This is a genomic window from Pseudomonas sp. CFBP 5748 (assembly GCF_053850495.1).
This window is the reverse complement of record NZ_JBSPTN010000006.1, coordinates 107713-123157: the sequence shown is the minus strand read 5'-3', so window position 1 is coordinate 123157 and position 15445 is coordinate 107713. Positions and strand designations below refer to the sequence as shown.

General features: G+C 60.9%; 11 protein-coding genes. 6 read left to right on the top strand and 5 right to left on the bottom strand.

Going from position 1 to position 15445, the window contains the following annotated elements; genetic code table 11:
• Positions 1 to 111: 111 nt before the first annotated feature.
• Positions 112 to 2424 (bottom strand): 5-methyltetrahydropteroyltriglutamate--homocysteine S-methyltransferase, encoded by a 2313-nt coding sequence (gene metE / locus ACWNZ1_RS15510; RefSeq protein WP_456027736.1) that lies wholly within the window; start codon positions 2422 to 2424, stop codon positions 112 to 114.
• Between the two features lie 107 nt (positions 2425 to 2531).
• Between metE and metR the strand changes: the two genes are divergently transcribed.
• Positions 2532 to 3449: a transcriptional regulator MetR gene (metR, locus tag ACWNZ1_RS15505; RefSeq protein WP_135846988.1), complete on the top strand. Its 918-nt coding sequence runs from the start codon at positions 2532 to 2534 to the stop codon at positions 3447 to 3449.
• Positions 3450 to 3540: 91 nt separating this feature from the next.
• On the opposite strand, the gene ACWNZ1_RS15500 is transcribed toward metR, so the two are convergent.
• The 4 genes from ACWNZ1_RS15500 to ACWNZ1_RS15485 form a co-directional block, all read right to left on the bottom strand.
• Positions 3541 to 4038: a GNAT family N-acetyltransferase gene (locus tag ACWNZ1_RS15500; protein ID WP_135846989.1), complete on the bottom strand. Its 498-nt coding sequence runs from the start codon at positions 4036 to 4038 to the stop codon at positions 3541 to 3543.
• The gene (locus ACWNZ1_RS15495) at positions 4035 to 4673 is read right to left on the bottom strand and encodes a LysE family translocator (protein WP_135846990.1); all 639 of its coding nucleotides are present in this window, start codon (positions 4671 to 4673) and stop codon (positions 4035 to 4037) included. The genes ACWNZ1_RS15500 and ACWNZ1_RS15495 overlap by 4 nt, the downstream gene beginning before the upstream one ends.
• 17 nt (positions 4674 to 4690) lie before the next feature.
• Entirely contained in the window at positions 4691 to 5107 is a 417-nt protein-coding gene (locus ACWNZ1_RS15490) for an NUDIX hydrolase (RefSeq protein WP_256453680.1), read from the bottom strand.
• A 189-nt stretch (positions 5108 to 5296) separates the two neighbouring features.
• Positions 5297 to 6664 carry an HD domain-containing phosphohydrolase gene (locus tag ACWNZ1_RS15485; protein WP_256453681.1) on the bottom strand — a complete coding sequence of 456 codons (1368 nt, stop codon included), beginning with the start codon at positions 6662 to 6664 and terminating at the stop codon, positions 5297 to 5299.
• A gap of 227 nt (positions 6665 to 6891) precedes the next feature.
• Between ACWNZ1_RS15485 and ACWNZ1_RS15480 the strand changes: the two genes are divergently transcribed.
• Genes ACWNZ1_RS15480 through ACWNZ1_RS15460 form a run of 5 tightly spaced genes read left to right on the top strand, consistent with a single transcriptional unit; the run spans position 6892 to position 15259 of the window.
• Positions 6892 to 9183, top strand: a complete 2292-nt coding sequence (locus ACWNZ1_RS15480) for a GGDEF/EAL domain-containing response regulator (RefSeq protein ID WP_256453682.1) — start codon at positions 6892 to 6894, stop codon at positions 9181 to 9183.
• Positions 9180 to 11054, top strand: a complete 1875-nt coding sequence (locus ACWNZ1_RS15475) for a two-component system response regulator (RefSeq protein WP_135846994.1) — start codon at positions 9180 to 9182, stop codon at positions 11052 to 11054. Before ACWNZ1_RS15480 ends, ACWNZ1_RS15475 begins: the two co-directional genes overlap by 4 nt.
• A 43-nt stretch (positions 11055 to 11097) precedes the next feature.
• Entirely contained in the window at positions 11098 to 12057 is a 960-nt protein-coding gene (locus ACWNZ1_RS15470; RefSeq protein ID WP_456027735.1) for a cytochrome-c peroxidase, read from the top strand.
• Entirely contained in the window at positions 12054 to 13856 is a 1803-nt protein-coding gene (locus tag ACWNZ1_RS15465) for a DAHL domain-containing protein (RefSeq protein ID WP_456027734.1), read from the top strand. The genes ACWNZ1_RS15470 and ACWNZ1_RS15465 overlap by 4 nt, the downstream gene beginning before the upstream one ends.
• A complete protein-coding gene (locus ACWNZ1_RS15460; protein ID WP_135846997.1) occupies positions 13853 to 15259 on the top strand; it encodes an ATP-binding protein in 1407 nt (468 codons plus the stop codon). Before ACWNZ1_RS15465 ends, ACWNZ1_RS15460 begins: the two co-directional genes overlap by 4 nt.
• Positions 15260 to 15445 lie beyond the last annotated feature (186 nt).

The window sequence follows — 15445 nt, the reverse complement described above, 5'->3', positions numbered from 1 at the left end:
GCTGCCGAAGGCTGCGATCTTTTGATCTTGTTTTGCTGATCTTTCATTCAAGACCCAATTGTCTGGGGAAAGATCGCAGCCTCGCTTCGCTCGACAGCTCCTACGCGGCTCTTACGCCAACTGGCTTCTCAGTTGCCGCGCCGCCGCCACCATGTTCACCAACGCCGCTTCCGTCTCCGGCCAAGCCCGGGTTTTCAGCCCGCAGTCGGGGTTGATCCACAACCGCTCGGCGGGGATCCGCTTCACTGCCTTGCTCATCAGCGCGACCATCTCAGCCGTGTCCGGCACCCGTGGCGAGTGGATGTCGTAGACGCCCGGCCCGATGTCGCTGGGGTAGTCGAATGCCTCGAACGCCTCGAGCAGTTCCATGTCCGAACGCGAAGTTTCGATGGTGATGACGTCAGCGTCCATGGCCGCGATAGCCTGGATCACGTCGTTGAATTCGCTGTAGCACATGTGGGTGTGGATCTGGGTTTCGTCGCTCACCCCCGACGCGCTCAAGCGGAAGGCCTCCACGGCCCAGTCCAGGTACTCCTGCCATTGCCCGCGACGCAGCGGCAAACCTTCGCGGAACGCCGCCTCGTCGATCTGCACGATCTTGATTTCGGCCTGTTCCAGGTCCACTACTTCGTCGCGCAGGGCCAGGGCCAGTTGGCGGGCCTGGACTTGACGCGAGATGTCCTCACGGGGAAACGACCACATCAGCATGGTCACGGGACCGGTGAGCATGCCCTTCATGACCTTGTCGGTCAGGCTTTGCGCGTAGCGGATCCAGTCGACGGTCATGGCTTTCGGCCGGCTGATGTCGCCGTAGATGATCGCCGGTTTCACGCAACGCGAGCCGTAGCTCTGCACCCAACCGAAACGGGTGAAGGCGTAGCCGTCCAGTTGCTCGGCGAAATACTCCACCATGTCGTTGCGCTCGGCTTCACCGTGCACCAGCACATCCAGGCCCAGGCGTTCCTGGATCTGCACGGCATGGCGGATCTCGGTGTGCATGGCGTCCTGATAATCATTGGCCGACAGCTTGCCTTGCTTATATGCCTGACGCGCCAGGCGAATCGCCGGGGTCTGCGGGAAGGAGCCGATGGTGGTGGTGGGAAACGTGGGCAGTTTCAACCGGGCATGCTGCTGTTCGATGCGCTTGGCAAACGATGAACGCCGCTGGCTGTCCTGTGGCCCGATTGCGGCCAGACGAGCCTGGACCTCGGCTTTGTGAATGCGCGTCGAGTTGGCGCGACGGGCCTGCACCTCGCGGCTGTCGGCCAAGGCCTGCTGTACGCCGGGGGCCTGCGGATCGTTGAGCGCATCGCGCAACACCGCCACTTCACCGCACTTCTGCACGGCGAAGGCCAGCCAGCCCTTGAGTTCCGGATCGAGCCGGTCTTCGCGCTCCAGATCCACCGGGCTGTGCAGCAATGAACAAGAAGTGCTGACCCAGAGGTTATCGCCAAAACGCTCCTGGGCCGGTTGCAACTGCGCCAGTGCCTGTTCCAGTTCGCAACGCCAGACATTGCGGCCATTGACCAGCCCCACCGACAGAATCTTGTAGGTGGGCAGGCGGTCCAGTACCTGGCCCAGTTGCTCCGGCGCACGCACGGCGTCGATGTGCAAACCGTCCACCGGCAGGCTCACCGCCAGGCCGAGGTTGTCTTCCAGGCCACTGAAATAAGTCGCCACCAGTTTCTTCAGCGGCGAGTACTGGAGAATGTGATAAGCCCGCTCGAACGCGCTTTTCCAGGCCAGGGGCAGGTCGAGGGTGAGGATCGGTTCGTCGATCTGCACCCACTCCACGCCCTGGGCCTTGAGGCGGTTGAGGATTTCACCGTAGACCGGCAGCAGGCGCTCCAGCAGCTCGAGCTTGTCGAAATCCCCACCCTTGGCCTTGCCCAGCCACAGATAAGTCAGCGGGCCGATGATCACCGGTTTGACCTGGTGCCCCAGGGCGTGGGCCTCGTCGACTTCGTCGAACAACTGCTCCCAGCTCAGGGTGAAGGTCTGATTTGCGGAAAACTCCGGGACCAGGTAGTGGTAGTTGGTGTCGAACCACTTGGTCAATTCCTGGGCGTATTGCGCCTGGCCGTGGTCGGCACCGCAACAGGCAGCCGTGGCGCCACGGGCCATGGCAAACAGCGTGTCGAGGGTCGGTTTACCCTGGGCACTCAAGGTGCTATGGAAACGCGGCGGAACGGCGCCCAGGGTCAAGGTGTGACCGAGCACCTGGTCGTACCAGGCAAAGTCACCGACCGGCAGCAAGTCAATGCCGGCATCTTTCTGCAGTTGCCAGTGCCGGGCCCGCAGTTCGCGGCCCACCGCTTGCAGCGCGGCCGGGGCGAGGTCGCCCTTCCAGTAGGCTTCGAGGGCTTTTTTCAGTTCGCGGTCGGTGCCGATGCGTGGAAAACCGAGAGAGTGGGCCAGGGCCATGGTGTGCGTCCTCCTATAAAAGATGGCGCCATTGTCGACAGCTCACCCTACATGAGACAAACTCAACCTTTTCGTGTTGATCACAAGTTTTCCTCATGGAGGCCGCCGTGCTTGAAATCCGTCACCTCAAGACCCTGCACGCCTTGCGCGAAGCCGACAGCCTGGTCGAAGCCGCCGAACGCCTGCACCTGACCCAGTCCGCCCTCTCCCACCAATTCAAGGAACTGGAGGAGCGCCTGGGGATGCCGTTGTTCGTGCGCAAGACCAAGCCGGTACGCTTCACCAGCGCCGGCCTGCGCCTGCTGCAACTGGCCGACGCCACCCTGCCCCTGTTGCGCGGTGCCGAACGGGACATCGCACGGCTGGCCGGCGGCACCGCCGGACGTTTGCACATGGCGATCGAATGCCACAGTTGCTTTCAGTGGCTGATGCCGACCATCGACCAGTTTCGCGACGCCTGGCCGGAAGTCGAACTGGACCTGGCTTCGGGCTTCGCCTTCGCCCCGCTGCCGGCCCTGGCCCGGGGTGATCTGGACCTGGTGGTGACCTCCGACCCGCTGGAACTGGCCGGCATCACCTACGTGCCGCTGTTCACCTACGAAGCGATGCTTGCCGTGGCCAACCAGCATCGCCTGGCGGGCAAGCCCTACGTCGTGCCGGAAGACCTGATCAGCGAAACCTTGATCACCTATCCGGTGGAACGAGACCGGCTGGACATCTTCACCCGCTTCCTGGAGCCAGCCGACATCGAACCGGCCCAGGTGCGCACCTCCGAACTGACGGTGATGATGATGCAACTGGTGGCCAGCGGCCGAGGTGTGTGCGGCATGCCGCACTGGGCACTGCATGAATACAGCTCGCGGGGCTACGTGAAAGCCAAGCGGCTGGGGGAGAAAGGCTTGTTTGCCACGCTGTATGCGGCGGTGCGTACCGACATGCTCGATGCGCCGTACATGCGCGATTTTTTGCTGACGGCCAAGGACACTTCGTTTTCCACGTTGGATGGGGTGAGTGCTGTTCGGTGATACCGCTTCGCGCCTATCGCGAGCAAGCCCGCTCCCACAGGAGATCGCTGGTTGACACAGAACGTGTGCTCATCTCACAAGGGCGGTGGGATTAGAGCTCAAGCCACATATGGATTTTGTCGAGGTATTCGTCGCCCACCCGTATCGCCATTGGTTCGAGGCCGTACAGCACGAAACCGCAGCGCTGGTAGAGCTTGACGGCCGGGGCGTTGCCGGCGGTGACGGTCAATTGCACCAGGCGCAAAAAGCTGTAGCGACGGGCTTCGTCGAGGGCGGCCTGTACCAGTTGGTAGCCCAGGCCTCGATGACAATGGGCTTGGACGACGTACATGCCAAACAACGTCGCTTTGTGCCGGGCCTTTTCCCGGGGCTCCAGGGACAGCCCGACAATCCCCACCAACTGATCCTCGACAAACGCCCCCAGCACCACATCCAGCCGATTGGTCAGGCGCGCTTCCCACCAATTGATGGGCAGCGCCGCCCGCTCGTTGACGCTGGAGGTGAAGGCCTGCGGATGAAGCGCGTAGGCCTGGAGCATCAGCTCGCGATACGCCTGGGCATCGCCCGCCCGCAGCCGTCGAATGCTCACGCCGAACGCCGTTGCTCAAACATCAGGCGCAACGCCAGCGCCCCCAGCACAAAGCCCATGAAATAACGCTGGGCCGCCAGCCAGGTCGGGTTGTGGACGAACCACGAGGCAATGCCGGCGGCGAACAGGGCAATCAGCAGGTTGACGCTGAAACTGACGCTGATCTGGGTCAACCCCAGGATGATGCTCTGGGTGAACAGCGAACCGTGTTCCGGGCTGATGAACTGCGGGAACACCGAGAGGTAAAACACCGCGATCTTCGGATTCAGCGCGCTGGTGAGAAAGCCCATGGTGATCAACTTGCGCGTCGAGTCCGCCGGCAGCTGCTGGGCCTCGAAAGGCGAACGCGCCCCGGGCTTCACGGCCTGCCAGGCCAGCCAGAGCAGGTACAGCGCACCGGCCCATTTCAACACTTCATAGGCCACCGGCACTGCCAGGAACACTGCGGTGAGCCCCACCGCCGCGGCGAACATGTGCACGAAAAACCCGGCCACCACCCCCAGCAAGGACGTGACACCGGCCTTGCGGCCCTGGCAGATCGAACGGGAAATCAGGTAGATCATGTTCGGGCCGGGCGTGAGCACCATCAACAACGCCGCGGCGGCGAAAACCAACAGGTCCGGCAATGGAATCATGAGCATCAATCCTTGAGTCAGCAGGTCACGAGGTGTGTGGCTCGATAAAACGGCAGGATCACCTCACCTGTCAACGGTGCCAACACAAGATCGCTGTCGCCGGCCGGGTCGATCCAGCGCACTTCCTCAATTTCAGCGGCGGGCGAAACCGGGGTGTCGATGGTCAGCAAAAACACTTCAGCCTGCACGGTAAAACCCGGCTCGTTGGCGGCCGGAGCACTGAACGGGCCCAGGTAACGGGCGCGTGCCGGATCGATCGTCAAGCCGAGTTCCTCTTCCAGTTCCCGTACCAGGGCCTGGACCGGCTGTTCATGGGCCTCGATCTTGCCCCCCGGCTGCATGAAGGCCAGGGTGCCGCGTTTGCGCACCAGCAGGGTTCGACCGTCAGGCCCGATCAACAGGGCCGCGGCAATGCGGATGAGGGAAGTGGTCATGGGAGATCAAAGCCTTGGGCGGGGAAATGCCGGGGGAGATTACAGGCCAGGGGGAAACGAGCAAAGCCCAGAATCCACACATTCCCATGTGGGAGCGGGCTTGCTCGCGAAGGCGCTGTGTCAGGCAACATTGATTGCGACTGATACTCCGCCTTCGCGAGCAAGCCCGCTCTCACAGTTGAACTGCGGTCAGCCCAAAATCGGCTTCGGCGCCGAGGGGTCCGCTTCCTCCTCAGGGATTTTGACGAACACGCTGTACCGGGCCCCTTCCATCGATTCGAAGGCGATGAGCTTTTCCACCAGCGGAGCGCTCAGGACCTTGCCAGCGTTCAGCAGCAACATACCGTTATCGGCGTTGAGGTTGCGCGCCAGGATCATCCCAGGCCCCAACTCCCGGGTGCTCATGACCTTCACCGTCGGATCGGACAAGGTCACGTCGTCCAGGTATTCGCCACAAGCCTTGATGAAGTCCTCGATCATGTCCGGGTCGTACAGCTTGCCGGCGTATTTGCGGATGTAGACCAGCGCTTCGTCGCTGTTCATCTGCCGCTCGAGAATCAACCCGCGCTGCAGTTCAATGAAGTCCACCGCCAGTTTCAACAGCCGCGAACCGAACGGAATGGCCTCGCCCTTGAGGTGCTCGGGAAAGCCGCTACCGTCCCAGCGCTCCTGGTGATGGCGGATGATCCGTGCCGCATCCTTCATCGGGTCCAGGGTCATCAGCAGCGATTCGCTCTGCTTCGGATAGGCGCGGTACAGCTCAAGTTCAGTGTGGTGCAACATGTCGGCGGGCGTGACCATCATGTTGTCGGTCCAACTCAGCTTGCCAATGTTGTAGAGCGCCGCAGCCATGGTCAGGTCGCGGTCGGTGGACTCGTCCAGGAAGTGCAGCCGACTGTAGACGCGGATCAGCTCGATGATCTGCCGGTTGGTCTGCTTGGCCTTGGGCAGGCGCAGGTTGGCGATCAACGAAAACACTTCGGTGCTGGTTACATAGCTGCGCTTGAGCTCGTCATAGGCCAGGTCGAGCATGTCGGCGGTCTGCTGCAACTCGGAGGTGCGCGAGGCCACGCGTTTTTCCAGGGTGGCGTTGAGGGTCTTGAGTTGCTGGTTCTGTTCGCTGTTCAGCGCTTCGAGGCGCTGGCGCTCGCTTTCGGAATGTTGGTGGGCCAGGGCCTGACGCAGGGCCTGTATCAGTTCCTCATCGTTCCAGGGCTTGCTGAGGTAGCGATAAAGCTGCCCCTCATTGATGGCCTTGGTCATCATATCCACGTCGGCGTAACCGGTGAGCAGGATGCGCAAGGTCGACGGGTAAAGCTTGCGAATCTGCGCCAGCAGCGTCGCGCCGTCCATGTTCGGCATGCGCGCATCGGTCATTACCAGGTCGACCGGCCGCTCCTTGAGGATTTCCAGGGCCTTGGCTCCGCTATCGGCCAGCAGAATCTCATACGGTTGACTGCGCAATAACCGCCGCAGGCTATTGAGAATCGACTCTTCGTCATCGACCAGCAGCACCGTCGGCTTCGTAACCGGAACGTCCGGCGATTGATCTTCCATTAGAACCCCCTCCTATTCACGACAACTGTTCTACCCTACCCCCGAAATACAGGCTAGTAGATTGCATAAATTTAGGCAGGAATTGCCATCACAGGCCGAGCGCATCCCGATGAGCCGACTATGCTGTACCTCATGAAGGGCCAAGTACAGGCCGAATACTCATGCCACAGAAAGGGATATCAGATGTTCCCACGGTTCTATAGTCAGCATCAAAGCGGTGCACGGCCATGAGCCTGCCGATGGAGAAAGGCAATCGGCGGATCCTGATTGTTGATGACACCCCTACAATTCATGAGGATTTTCGAAAGATCCTCAGCCCCCAGGTGACCACCGAAGACAGCCTGAGCAGCGCCGAAGAAGCCCTGTTCGGCGCGCCGGTGGTGGTTTCCAACCAGAGTTTCGTACTCGATTCGGCGTTCCAGGGCATGGAAGCCTTGAATAAAGTCGAATCAGCGCTGGCCCAGGGGCAGCCCTTCGCCATGGCCTTCATCGACATGCGCATGCCACCAGGCTGGGACGGCCTGGAGACCATCGAACGGCTGTGGCGAGTCGACCCCAAGCTGCAAGTGGCCCTGTGCACCGCATACTCGGACTATTCCTGGGAGGACATCTCCGAGCGCCTCGACTTGGGCGATCGCCTGTTGATCCTGAAAAAACCCTTCGATGCCATCGAGATCCGCCAGATGGCCAGCGCCTTGACCGTCAAATGGCAAATGACCGAAGACGCAGCGCTGAAAATGGACATGCTCGAACGGGCAGTCGAGGAACGTACCCGGGAGCTCGCCGACGCCAACATCATCGTGCAGAACAGCCCGACCATCCTCTATCGCCTGCGCGGCGAACCGCCGTTCCCGTTGATGTACATCTCCCACAACATCACCAAGTTCGGCCATTCAGCGGCGCAACTGATCAATTCGCCGGATTGGGCGCAAATCCTGATTCACCCCGACGACCAAAGCAAAGTCGACGACGCCATGGTGCGCGTCCTGGGTCGCGATACGGCGGGCGCCTCCATCGAGTTCCGCATGCGCACTGGCGACGACACATTCCGCTGGGTGGAGAATCGCTACATTCCGGTGCGCAACGAGCAGGGCCTGCTGTTGGAGGTGGAGGGCATCATTCTCGACATCACCGAGCGCAAGCTGGCCGAAGAGAAGATCGCCCTGCTGGCCCGCACCGACGGGCTGACCGGGCTGGCCAATCGCGCCACCGTGATCGAGCGGCTGCACCAGGCCTTCGCCGCGGCTCGCCGGGGGGCGGCGCCGTTTGCGATGTTTTACCTGGACCTGGACCACTTCAAGCGGATCAACGACACCTTGGGCCACCCCATCGGCGACTTGTTGTTGCAGGAGGTCGCCGCGCGCATCAAGGGCTGTACCCGGGAGAACGACGTGGTGGCGCGCCTGGGGGGCGATGAATTCGCCATCCTGCAACTGGACGTCCATGAAGCGACCCATTGCGCCGCGCTGGCGGCCAAGATCCGCGATACCCTGGTGGCGCCCTACTCCCTGGACGGCAACGACGTGCGGATCTCGGTGAGCATCGGCATCGCCCTGTACACCCCGCAGAGCCTGAGTGCCGACAGCTTGATGGCGCAATCCGACATGGCGCTCTACCGCTCCAAGGAAAAGGGCCGCAACCAGTACCATTTCCACAATGAAGAAATTAACCAGGAGGTCACGGACCGCGTCGCCCTGGCCAACGACCTGCGCCAGGCCATCGAAAACAAGGAACTGCAACTGCACTACCTGCCGGAAGTCGACCTCGGCACCGGCAAGATCCTCGGCATGGGCGTGCAGGTACGCTGGAACCATCCGCAGCGTGGCTGGTTGGAACCGGCGGCCTTCATGCCGGCCGCCGAGAAAACCGGGATTATCATTGGCCTCGGTCATTGGGTGCTGGACCAGGCCTGCCAACAGATGCGCCAGTGGCGCGACCAAGGCATGGCGCCCCCGGTGATCGCCATCGACCTGTCCCTGACCCAGCTCAAGACCGGCCCGGAACTGATCTACGACGTGCTGCGCACCACAGCGCGTTGGGAACTGGCGCCCTGGGACCTGCGTTTCGACGTCACCGAAGCCACCCTGGCCCAGACCAAATGGACCCACAACGACGTGCTGCCGCGCCTCTGCGAATTGGGCGTGCAGATCGCCATCGATGATTTCGGCACCGAATATTCCTCGTTCGACTACCTCAAGACCTATCGGGTCAACCACCTCAAGCTCGCCCAGCGGTTTCTCGACAGCGCCAACGACGATCCAGAGAACGCCGTGACGTTGCGGGCGATCATCAACTTTGCCAAGGATGTGGGCATCGGCATCATTGCTGAAGGCGTCGAGACCCAGGAGCAGCGCACCACGCTGATGTCCAGCGGCGGGGCGATGCAAGCCCAGGGGCATTACTTCAGTACCGTGGTCGATAGCGGCCAGGCCGCCGAACTGCTCAAGGCCGGCACCATTGTTCCGGTAACGGACCACTGGACCCGACCTGCCAACCAGCTATCGGAGAGCAACCCATGAACCCCATGTCGGTGCCAGCCAACCGGCGAATCCTGGTGGTGGACGACACACCGGCGATCCACCAGGACTTTCGCAAGATCCTCAGCCCTTCCGCCGGTAACGATGACTCACTGGACGACACCGAGAGCCTGCTGTTCGGTACACCGCAAGTCAACCGGCTGCAATTTCAGATCGACTCAGCCTATCAGGGCGAAGAAGCCCTGGAACTGGTCAAGCGCGCCCAGGCCGAAGGCCAGCCCTATGCGCTGGTGTTCGCCGACATGCGCATGCCCCCGGGCTGGGACGGCCTGCAAACCATCGAGCAACTGTGGAAAGCCGACCCGCGCCTGCAAATCGCCCTGTGCACGGCGTTCTCGGATTATTCCTGGGAAACCATGGCCGAACGGATCGAGTTCGATGATCAGTTGCTGATCCTCAAGAAACCGTTCGACACCCTGGAAATCCGCCAGATGGCCAGTGCCATGACCTGGAAATGGCAGCTGGCCCAGGACGCGGCGAGAAAAATGCGCAGCCTGGAGCGCACGATTGAAGAGCGGGTCCAGGAACTGCTCAAGGTGTCTCACCTGCTGCAATACGACGTGCTCACTGAGCTGCCCAACAGCATGTTGCTGGGCGATCGCCTGACCCAGGCCATGGCCCAGTGTCGCCGGCATGACCGGCAACTGGCGGTGATGTTCATCGGCCTGGACCGCTTCAAGCGCGTCAATAACGCGCTGGGCCATCCAGTGGGCGATGAAATGCTCAAGCGGGTGGCCCGGTCGCTGGCATCCGTGGTGCGTGAGTCCGATTCGGTGTTTCGCTACGGTTCCGACGAGTTCGTGGTGTTGGTGGGGGACGTCGCCGACCCGCAACAGACCAAAGGCGTGGCGGAAAAACTGCTGGCGGCCATCAACACCCCTCAACCCATCGACGGCCATGACCTGACTGTCACCGCAAGCCTGGGCGTCAGCGTGTATCCGGCCGACGGTTTCGATGCGGTGGCGCTGATCAAGAAAGCCGAGACGGCGATGCGCAATGTCAAGGAAACCGGCCCCAACGATTACCGTTTTTTCACCGAAGACATGAACCGCCGGGCCCGACAGCAACAGACCATCGAGTCCGGCCTGCGCCTGGCGCTGCAACGCAAAGAGTTCGTACTGCATTACCAGCCCAAGCTCGACCTGACCAGTGGCAAAGTCGTCGGCGTCGAAGCCCTGGTGCGTTGGAACCGCCCGGAGCATGGCCTGGTTTTCCCGTCAGACTTCATCCCGGTGGCCGAGGACAGCGGGCTGATCGTGCCGCTGAGCCAATGGGTGCTCCAGGAAGCCTGCCAACAGGCCTGCCGCTGGCAAGCCCAGGGGATGCGGCCGCTGTACCTGTCGGTGAACATCTCGGCCATCGACTTTCGCCAGCGCGGCTTCGTCGAAGGCATCGCCCGTACGCTCAAGGAAACCGGATTCGACCCGACACAGTTAGAACTGGAGATCACCGAAAGCGTGCTGATGCAGAACATCGATACCACCGTCGCCACCCTCAAGGCCATCAAGCACCTGGGGATACGGCTGGCCATTGACGATTTCGGCACCGGCTACTCAAGCCTGAGCTACCTGCAAAAATTTCCCGTGGACGTGTTGAAGATCGACCAGTCGTTCGTGGGCGACCTGAGTATCGACAGCAACGACGCCAAACTGGTCAGCACCATCATCAGCCTGGGCAAGAGCTTGAACCTGCACATCATCGCCGAAGGCGTGGAAACCCTTGAGCAGTTGGAGTTTCTCAAGCTCCACGAGTGCGAGGAGGCCCAAGGTTATTACTTCAGCAAGGCGGTGGAACCACAGGCCTTCGCCGACTGGATGACCGAATGGGAAAAACGCCAGAACCCGTTTTCGTGAACAGCTGAGACTCATAAACCAAAAGTTTCAAGGAAAACATCCCATGGCATCACATGGACTGATTCTGGCTTTCGGCCTGCTCGTGGGATTAAGCATGGCCGCCCATGCTGAGCCGCTGGACGAACCCCTCAAACCACTCCCTCCCGCCCCGACACTGGACCCCAAGCGCGTCCAGTTGGGCCAGCGGCTGTTCCATGACCCGCGCCTGTCGGTCAACAACACCCTGTCCTGCGCCAGTTGTCACCGCCTGGACAAGGGCGGTGCCGACGACAAGCCGTTATCCCTGGGCTTTGACGGCAAACCGGTGGAGGTCAATACGCCTACCGTGTTCAACGCCAGCCTGAACTTCCATCAGTTCTGGGATGGCCGCGTCGACACCTTGGAGGAACAGGTAAACCTCGTGGTAACCAGCCCCGTGGAAATGGGCAGCACCTGGGAATCGGTGGTCAAGCGCATCGCCGATGACCCGGGCTATGCCAAAGACTTTAAAGAGGCGTACCCCGACGGCGTCACCCAACGCAACATCCAGACGTCCCTGGCCGACTTTGAACGCACCCTGCTGACCCCCAACTCGCGCTTCGACCAGTATCTGCTGGGCGATACCGACATCCTGACGCCCCGGGAAAAGTTCGGTTACCAGCGTTTCAAGGAATACGGCTGCATCGCTTGTCACCAGGGCGTAAATATCGGCGGCAACATGTTCCAGAAATTCGGTGTGATGGGCGACTACTTCAACGACCGGGGCAACCCTACCCGGGCCGACGAAGGGCGCTTCAACATCACGGGCGATGAAGCCGACCGCCAGGTTTTCAAGGTACCCAGCTTGCGTAACGTGGCGGTCACCGCCCCCTATTTCCATGATGGATCCGCGCCGACCCTCGAGCGCGCGGTGGAGGTCATGTTCAAGTACCAGTTGGGACGCGAGCCGGTGAAGAACGATATGCAATTGATCGTCGAATTCCTCAAGACCCTGACCGGTGAACGGGAGGGCAAGCCCTTATGACACTCCTTCGTCGCATCGGTCTGGCGCTCATCGGCCTGTTGCTGGCTTCCGTCCTGCTGTTCATGTACATCAATTCAGGTGCCCAACAGGCCGCCTCCTACATAGAATCCCGGGACCTGATCCGCCTGCTCAAGCAGCAGGATGCCATCTGGGACAACGAAGTGCTCAAGGCGCGGATTGCCCTGAGCCACAATTACGACCCCCTGGTCTCGCCGCTGCACGAGATGGCGCGCCTCTGGCAGCGCCTTGACGCCATTGAATCGGAGCCGGGTCGCCACAAGCCGTCACTCTGGGAGGCCCAACGCGACGAATACCTCAAGGCCGTCAAGGAAAAAACCCGTCTGGTGGAACAGTTCAAATCCCACAACTCGGTGTTGCGCAACTCCCTGCACTTCCTGCCCACCGCCGAGGACGACATCCAAGGCCAGTTCGCCCGACTGCCCGACACGTACAGACTGGAGTTGCAGAACGTTGCCATCGATACCTACGACCTGTTGCTCAGCAGCATGGAGTTCGCCCAGGTCAGCACCAGCGATACAGCCGCCGAGGTCCTGCTGGGTTTGAACCAGCTGGATGTCAACAAGGAGCGCCTGCCGGAGGGGCTGCGCAACTCCGTCGAAACCGTGCGCAAACACATTGGGGTGATCCTGCGCGAACAGCCCCAAGTCAATGAGTTGCTACAGGGAATCGAAGCGATCCCTGTGGCCGATCGCCTGGATACCATCACCAACCTGCTTGAGAAAGACCAGGAAAAAGCCGCCGCCAAGTACCAGCGCAACCACGTTTACCTGCTGGTGTTCGCCACATTCCTGGTGCTGATCCTGATCTGGCTGGCGATTCGCTTGGTGCGCAGCTTCGCTGAGATCAAGCGGGTCAACAACGCCCTGCAAACCGCCAACGACGAGTTGGAACAACGGGTCGAAGAGCGTACCCGCCAGCTCAAGGATACCCAGAGCGAGTTGATGGACACCGCTCGCCAGGCCGGCATGGCGGAAATCGCCACCAACGTCCTGCACAACGTAGGTAATGTGCTCAACAGCGTGAACATTTCCGCCGACCTGGTCAGTCGTAAACTGCGCAGCAGCAAGGCCCAGGGGTTGGGCAAGGCGATGCAACTGATCAACGAGCATCCCCACGACCTGGGGCACTTCCTCACCGAAGACGAAAAAGGCAAGCTGCTGCCTGGCTACCTCAACCAACTGGTCGAAGCCATCGCGGTCGAACAGCAAGGCCTTACCGACGAACTGGCCCAGTTGAGCAAGAGCGTGGACCACATCAAGGACATCGTTTCCACCCAGCAATCCTATGCCGGCGCCAGCAGCCTGCTGGAGCCCCTGGTGGTCAGCGAGTTGCTCGAAGACGCCTTGCGCATGAACTCCGGCGCACTCACCCGCCATCATGTTACGGTGATCAAGGAATACGGCGACGTGCCGCGGATCATGGGCGACAAACACCGCTTGCTGTTGATTCTGATCAACCTGATCAGCAACGCCAAATACGCCATGGGGGGGATTTCCAACCATGCACGGAACATGACCCTGAAGGCCGAAGTCGTCGATGGCGAGACTCTGCAAATCAGCGTCAAGGACGAAGGCGAAGGCATTCCGGAGGAAAACATGACACGCATCTTCGCCCACGGTTTTACGACCCGTAAGGAAGGCCACGGTTTTGGCCTGCACAGCTGCGCATTGGCGGCCATTGAAATGAACGGCCACCTCACCGCCCACAGTGAGGGGCCAGGCAAGGGGGCGACGTTCCAATTGCAAGTGCCCCTGAAACTCGCAGAAGGTGAACCATGAATAGCATGAGTAACCGCCGCATCCTGCTGATCGACGACACGCCCGCCATTCATGATGATTTTCGCAAGATCCTCACCCCGCAGGATGAGAGCAACGCCGACTTGCAGGACATGGAAAGCGCGCTGTTCGGCGAAGCGCCGAAACCTGTCACCACGGTGTTCGAACTCGACTCGGCCTATGGCGGCCAGGAAGGCTTGAACAAATTGCTGGAGGCGACAGCCAAAGAGCGTCCTTACGCCCTGGCCTTCGTCGACATGCGCATGCCCGAAGGCTGGGATGGCGCCAAGACCATCGAAGAACTCTGGAAGCGCGACCCGCTGTTGCAGGTGGTGGTCTGCACGGCGTATTCGGATTATTCCTGGGATGAACTGCTGGACCGCCTGAACGGCCATGATCGGCTACTTATCCTGAAAAAACCCTTCGACAACATCGAAGTCCAGCAGATGGCCAACACCCTGACCACCAAATGGGAAATGACCTCCCGTGCGCAACTGAAAATGAACAAGCTCGAGGACCTGGTGGAACAGCGGACCCTGGCGTTCAAACAGGCCAGCGAGCTGCTGCAAATGGAAATCGACGAACGCAAGATGCTGGAAAGCCAGTTGGTGCAGTCGGAAAAACTCGCCTCCCTGGGTCAGTTGGCGGCCGGGGTGGCCCATGAAATCAACAACCCGATCGGTTTCATTTCCTCCAACCTGGGCGCCCTGGACGGCTACTTTGGCAAACTCCAGGAAATGCTCACGGCCTATGGCAGCGCCGAGGGGGCCATCGCCTCGCCGGAACTGGTGGTGAATTTGAGGAAGTTGCGCGAACAGGTGGAGCTGGACTTCCTCGTCGAGGACATCCCCTTGCTGATCAAGGAATCCAAGGATGGCATCGGCCGAGTCGGGCAGATCGTCAAGGACCTGAAGGACTTCTCTCGTGTGGATTCCAACCAGGAATGGCAGATGGCCAATTTGCAGCAGGGCATGGATTCGACGTTGAACATCGTCGCCAATGAAATCAAGTACAAGGCCGACGTGGTCAAGCAATACACCCCGCTGCCGGAAGTCGAATGCCTGCCCTCGCAGATCAACCAGGTGATCATGAACCTGATCGTCAACGCCGCCCAGGCCATCGGCCCCGAGCGCGGCACCATCACCCTGCGCAACGGCGTAGTCGGTGACCGCGTGTGGATCGAAGTGGCCGACAACGGCTCGGGCATCCCGCCGGAAACCCTGCAAAAAATCTTCGACCCGTTCTTCACCACCAAACCCGTCGGCCAGGGCACGGGACTTGGGCTGTCACTGTCCTATGGCATCGTGAAAAAGCACCACGGCGAGATAACGGTACACAGCGAAGTCGGCGTGGGCACGACGTTCCGCATTGAACTGCCGATGCGGCAGCTGAAACAGGCGGTCTGAACGCAAACCGTGCTTGATAATTCACTGGATTCGATCGTTCCCACTGTGTGGGAACGATCGAACTGGCCTTTGTGGCGAGGGAGCTTGCTCCCGCTCGGCGGCGCAGCCGTCGTAAAACCGGCTGACGCGGTCTGCCTGAACTATCGCAGTGATCCAATTGGGGGCCGCTTCGCAGCCTAGCGGGAG

What these genes read in the sequence shown, in the direction of transcription:
- ACWNZ1_RS15475 (WP_135846994.1), top strand. Translation starts at nt 9,180, where the DNA reads ATGAACCCCATGTCGGTGCCAGCCAACCGGCGAATCCTGGTGGTGGAC.
- ACWNZ1_RS15490 (WP_256453680.1), bottom strand. Translation starts at nt 5,107, where the DNA reads ATGACCACTTCCCTCATCCGCATTGCCGCGGCCCTGTTGATCGGGCCT.
- metE (WP_456027736.1), bottom strand. Translation starts at nt 2,424, where the DNA reads ATGGCCCTGGCCCACTCTCTCGGTTTTCCACGCATCGGCACCGACCGC.
- ACWNZ1_RS15480 (WP_256453682.1), top strand. Translation starts at nt 6,892, where the DNA reads ATGAGCCTGCCGATGGAGAAAGGCAATCGGCGGATCCTGATTGTTGAT.
- ACWNZ1_RS15460 (WP_135846997.1), top strand. Translation starts at nt 13,853, where the DNA reads ATGAATAGCATGAGTAACCGCCGCATCCTGCTGATCGACGACACGCCC.
- ACWNZ1_RS15485 (WP_256453681.1), bottom strand. Translation starts at nt 6,664, where the DNA reads ATGGAAGATCAATCGCCGGACGTTCCGGTTACGAAGCCGACGGTGCTG.
- ACWNZ1_RS15495 (WP_135846990.1), bottom strand. Translation starts at nt 4,673, where the DNA reads ATGATTCCATTGCCGGACCTGTTGGTTTTCGCCGCCGCGGCGTTGTTG.
- ACWNZ1_RS15470 (WP_456027735.1), top strand. Translation starts at nt 11,098, where the DNA reads ATGGCATCACATGGACTGATTCTGGCTTTCGGCCTGCTCGTGGGATTA.
- ACWNZ1_RS15465 (WP_456027734.1), top strand. Translation starts at nt 12,054, where the DNA reads ATGACACTCCTTCGTCGCATCGGTCTGGCGCTCATCGGCCTGTTGCTG.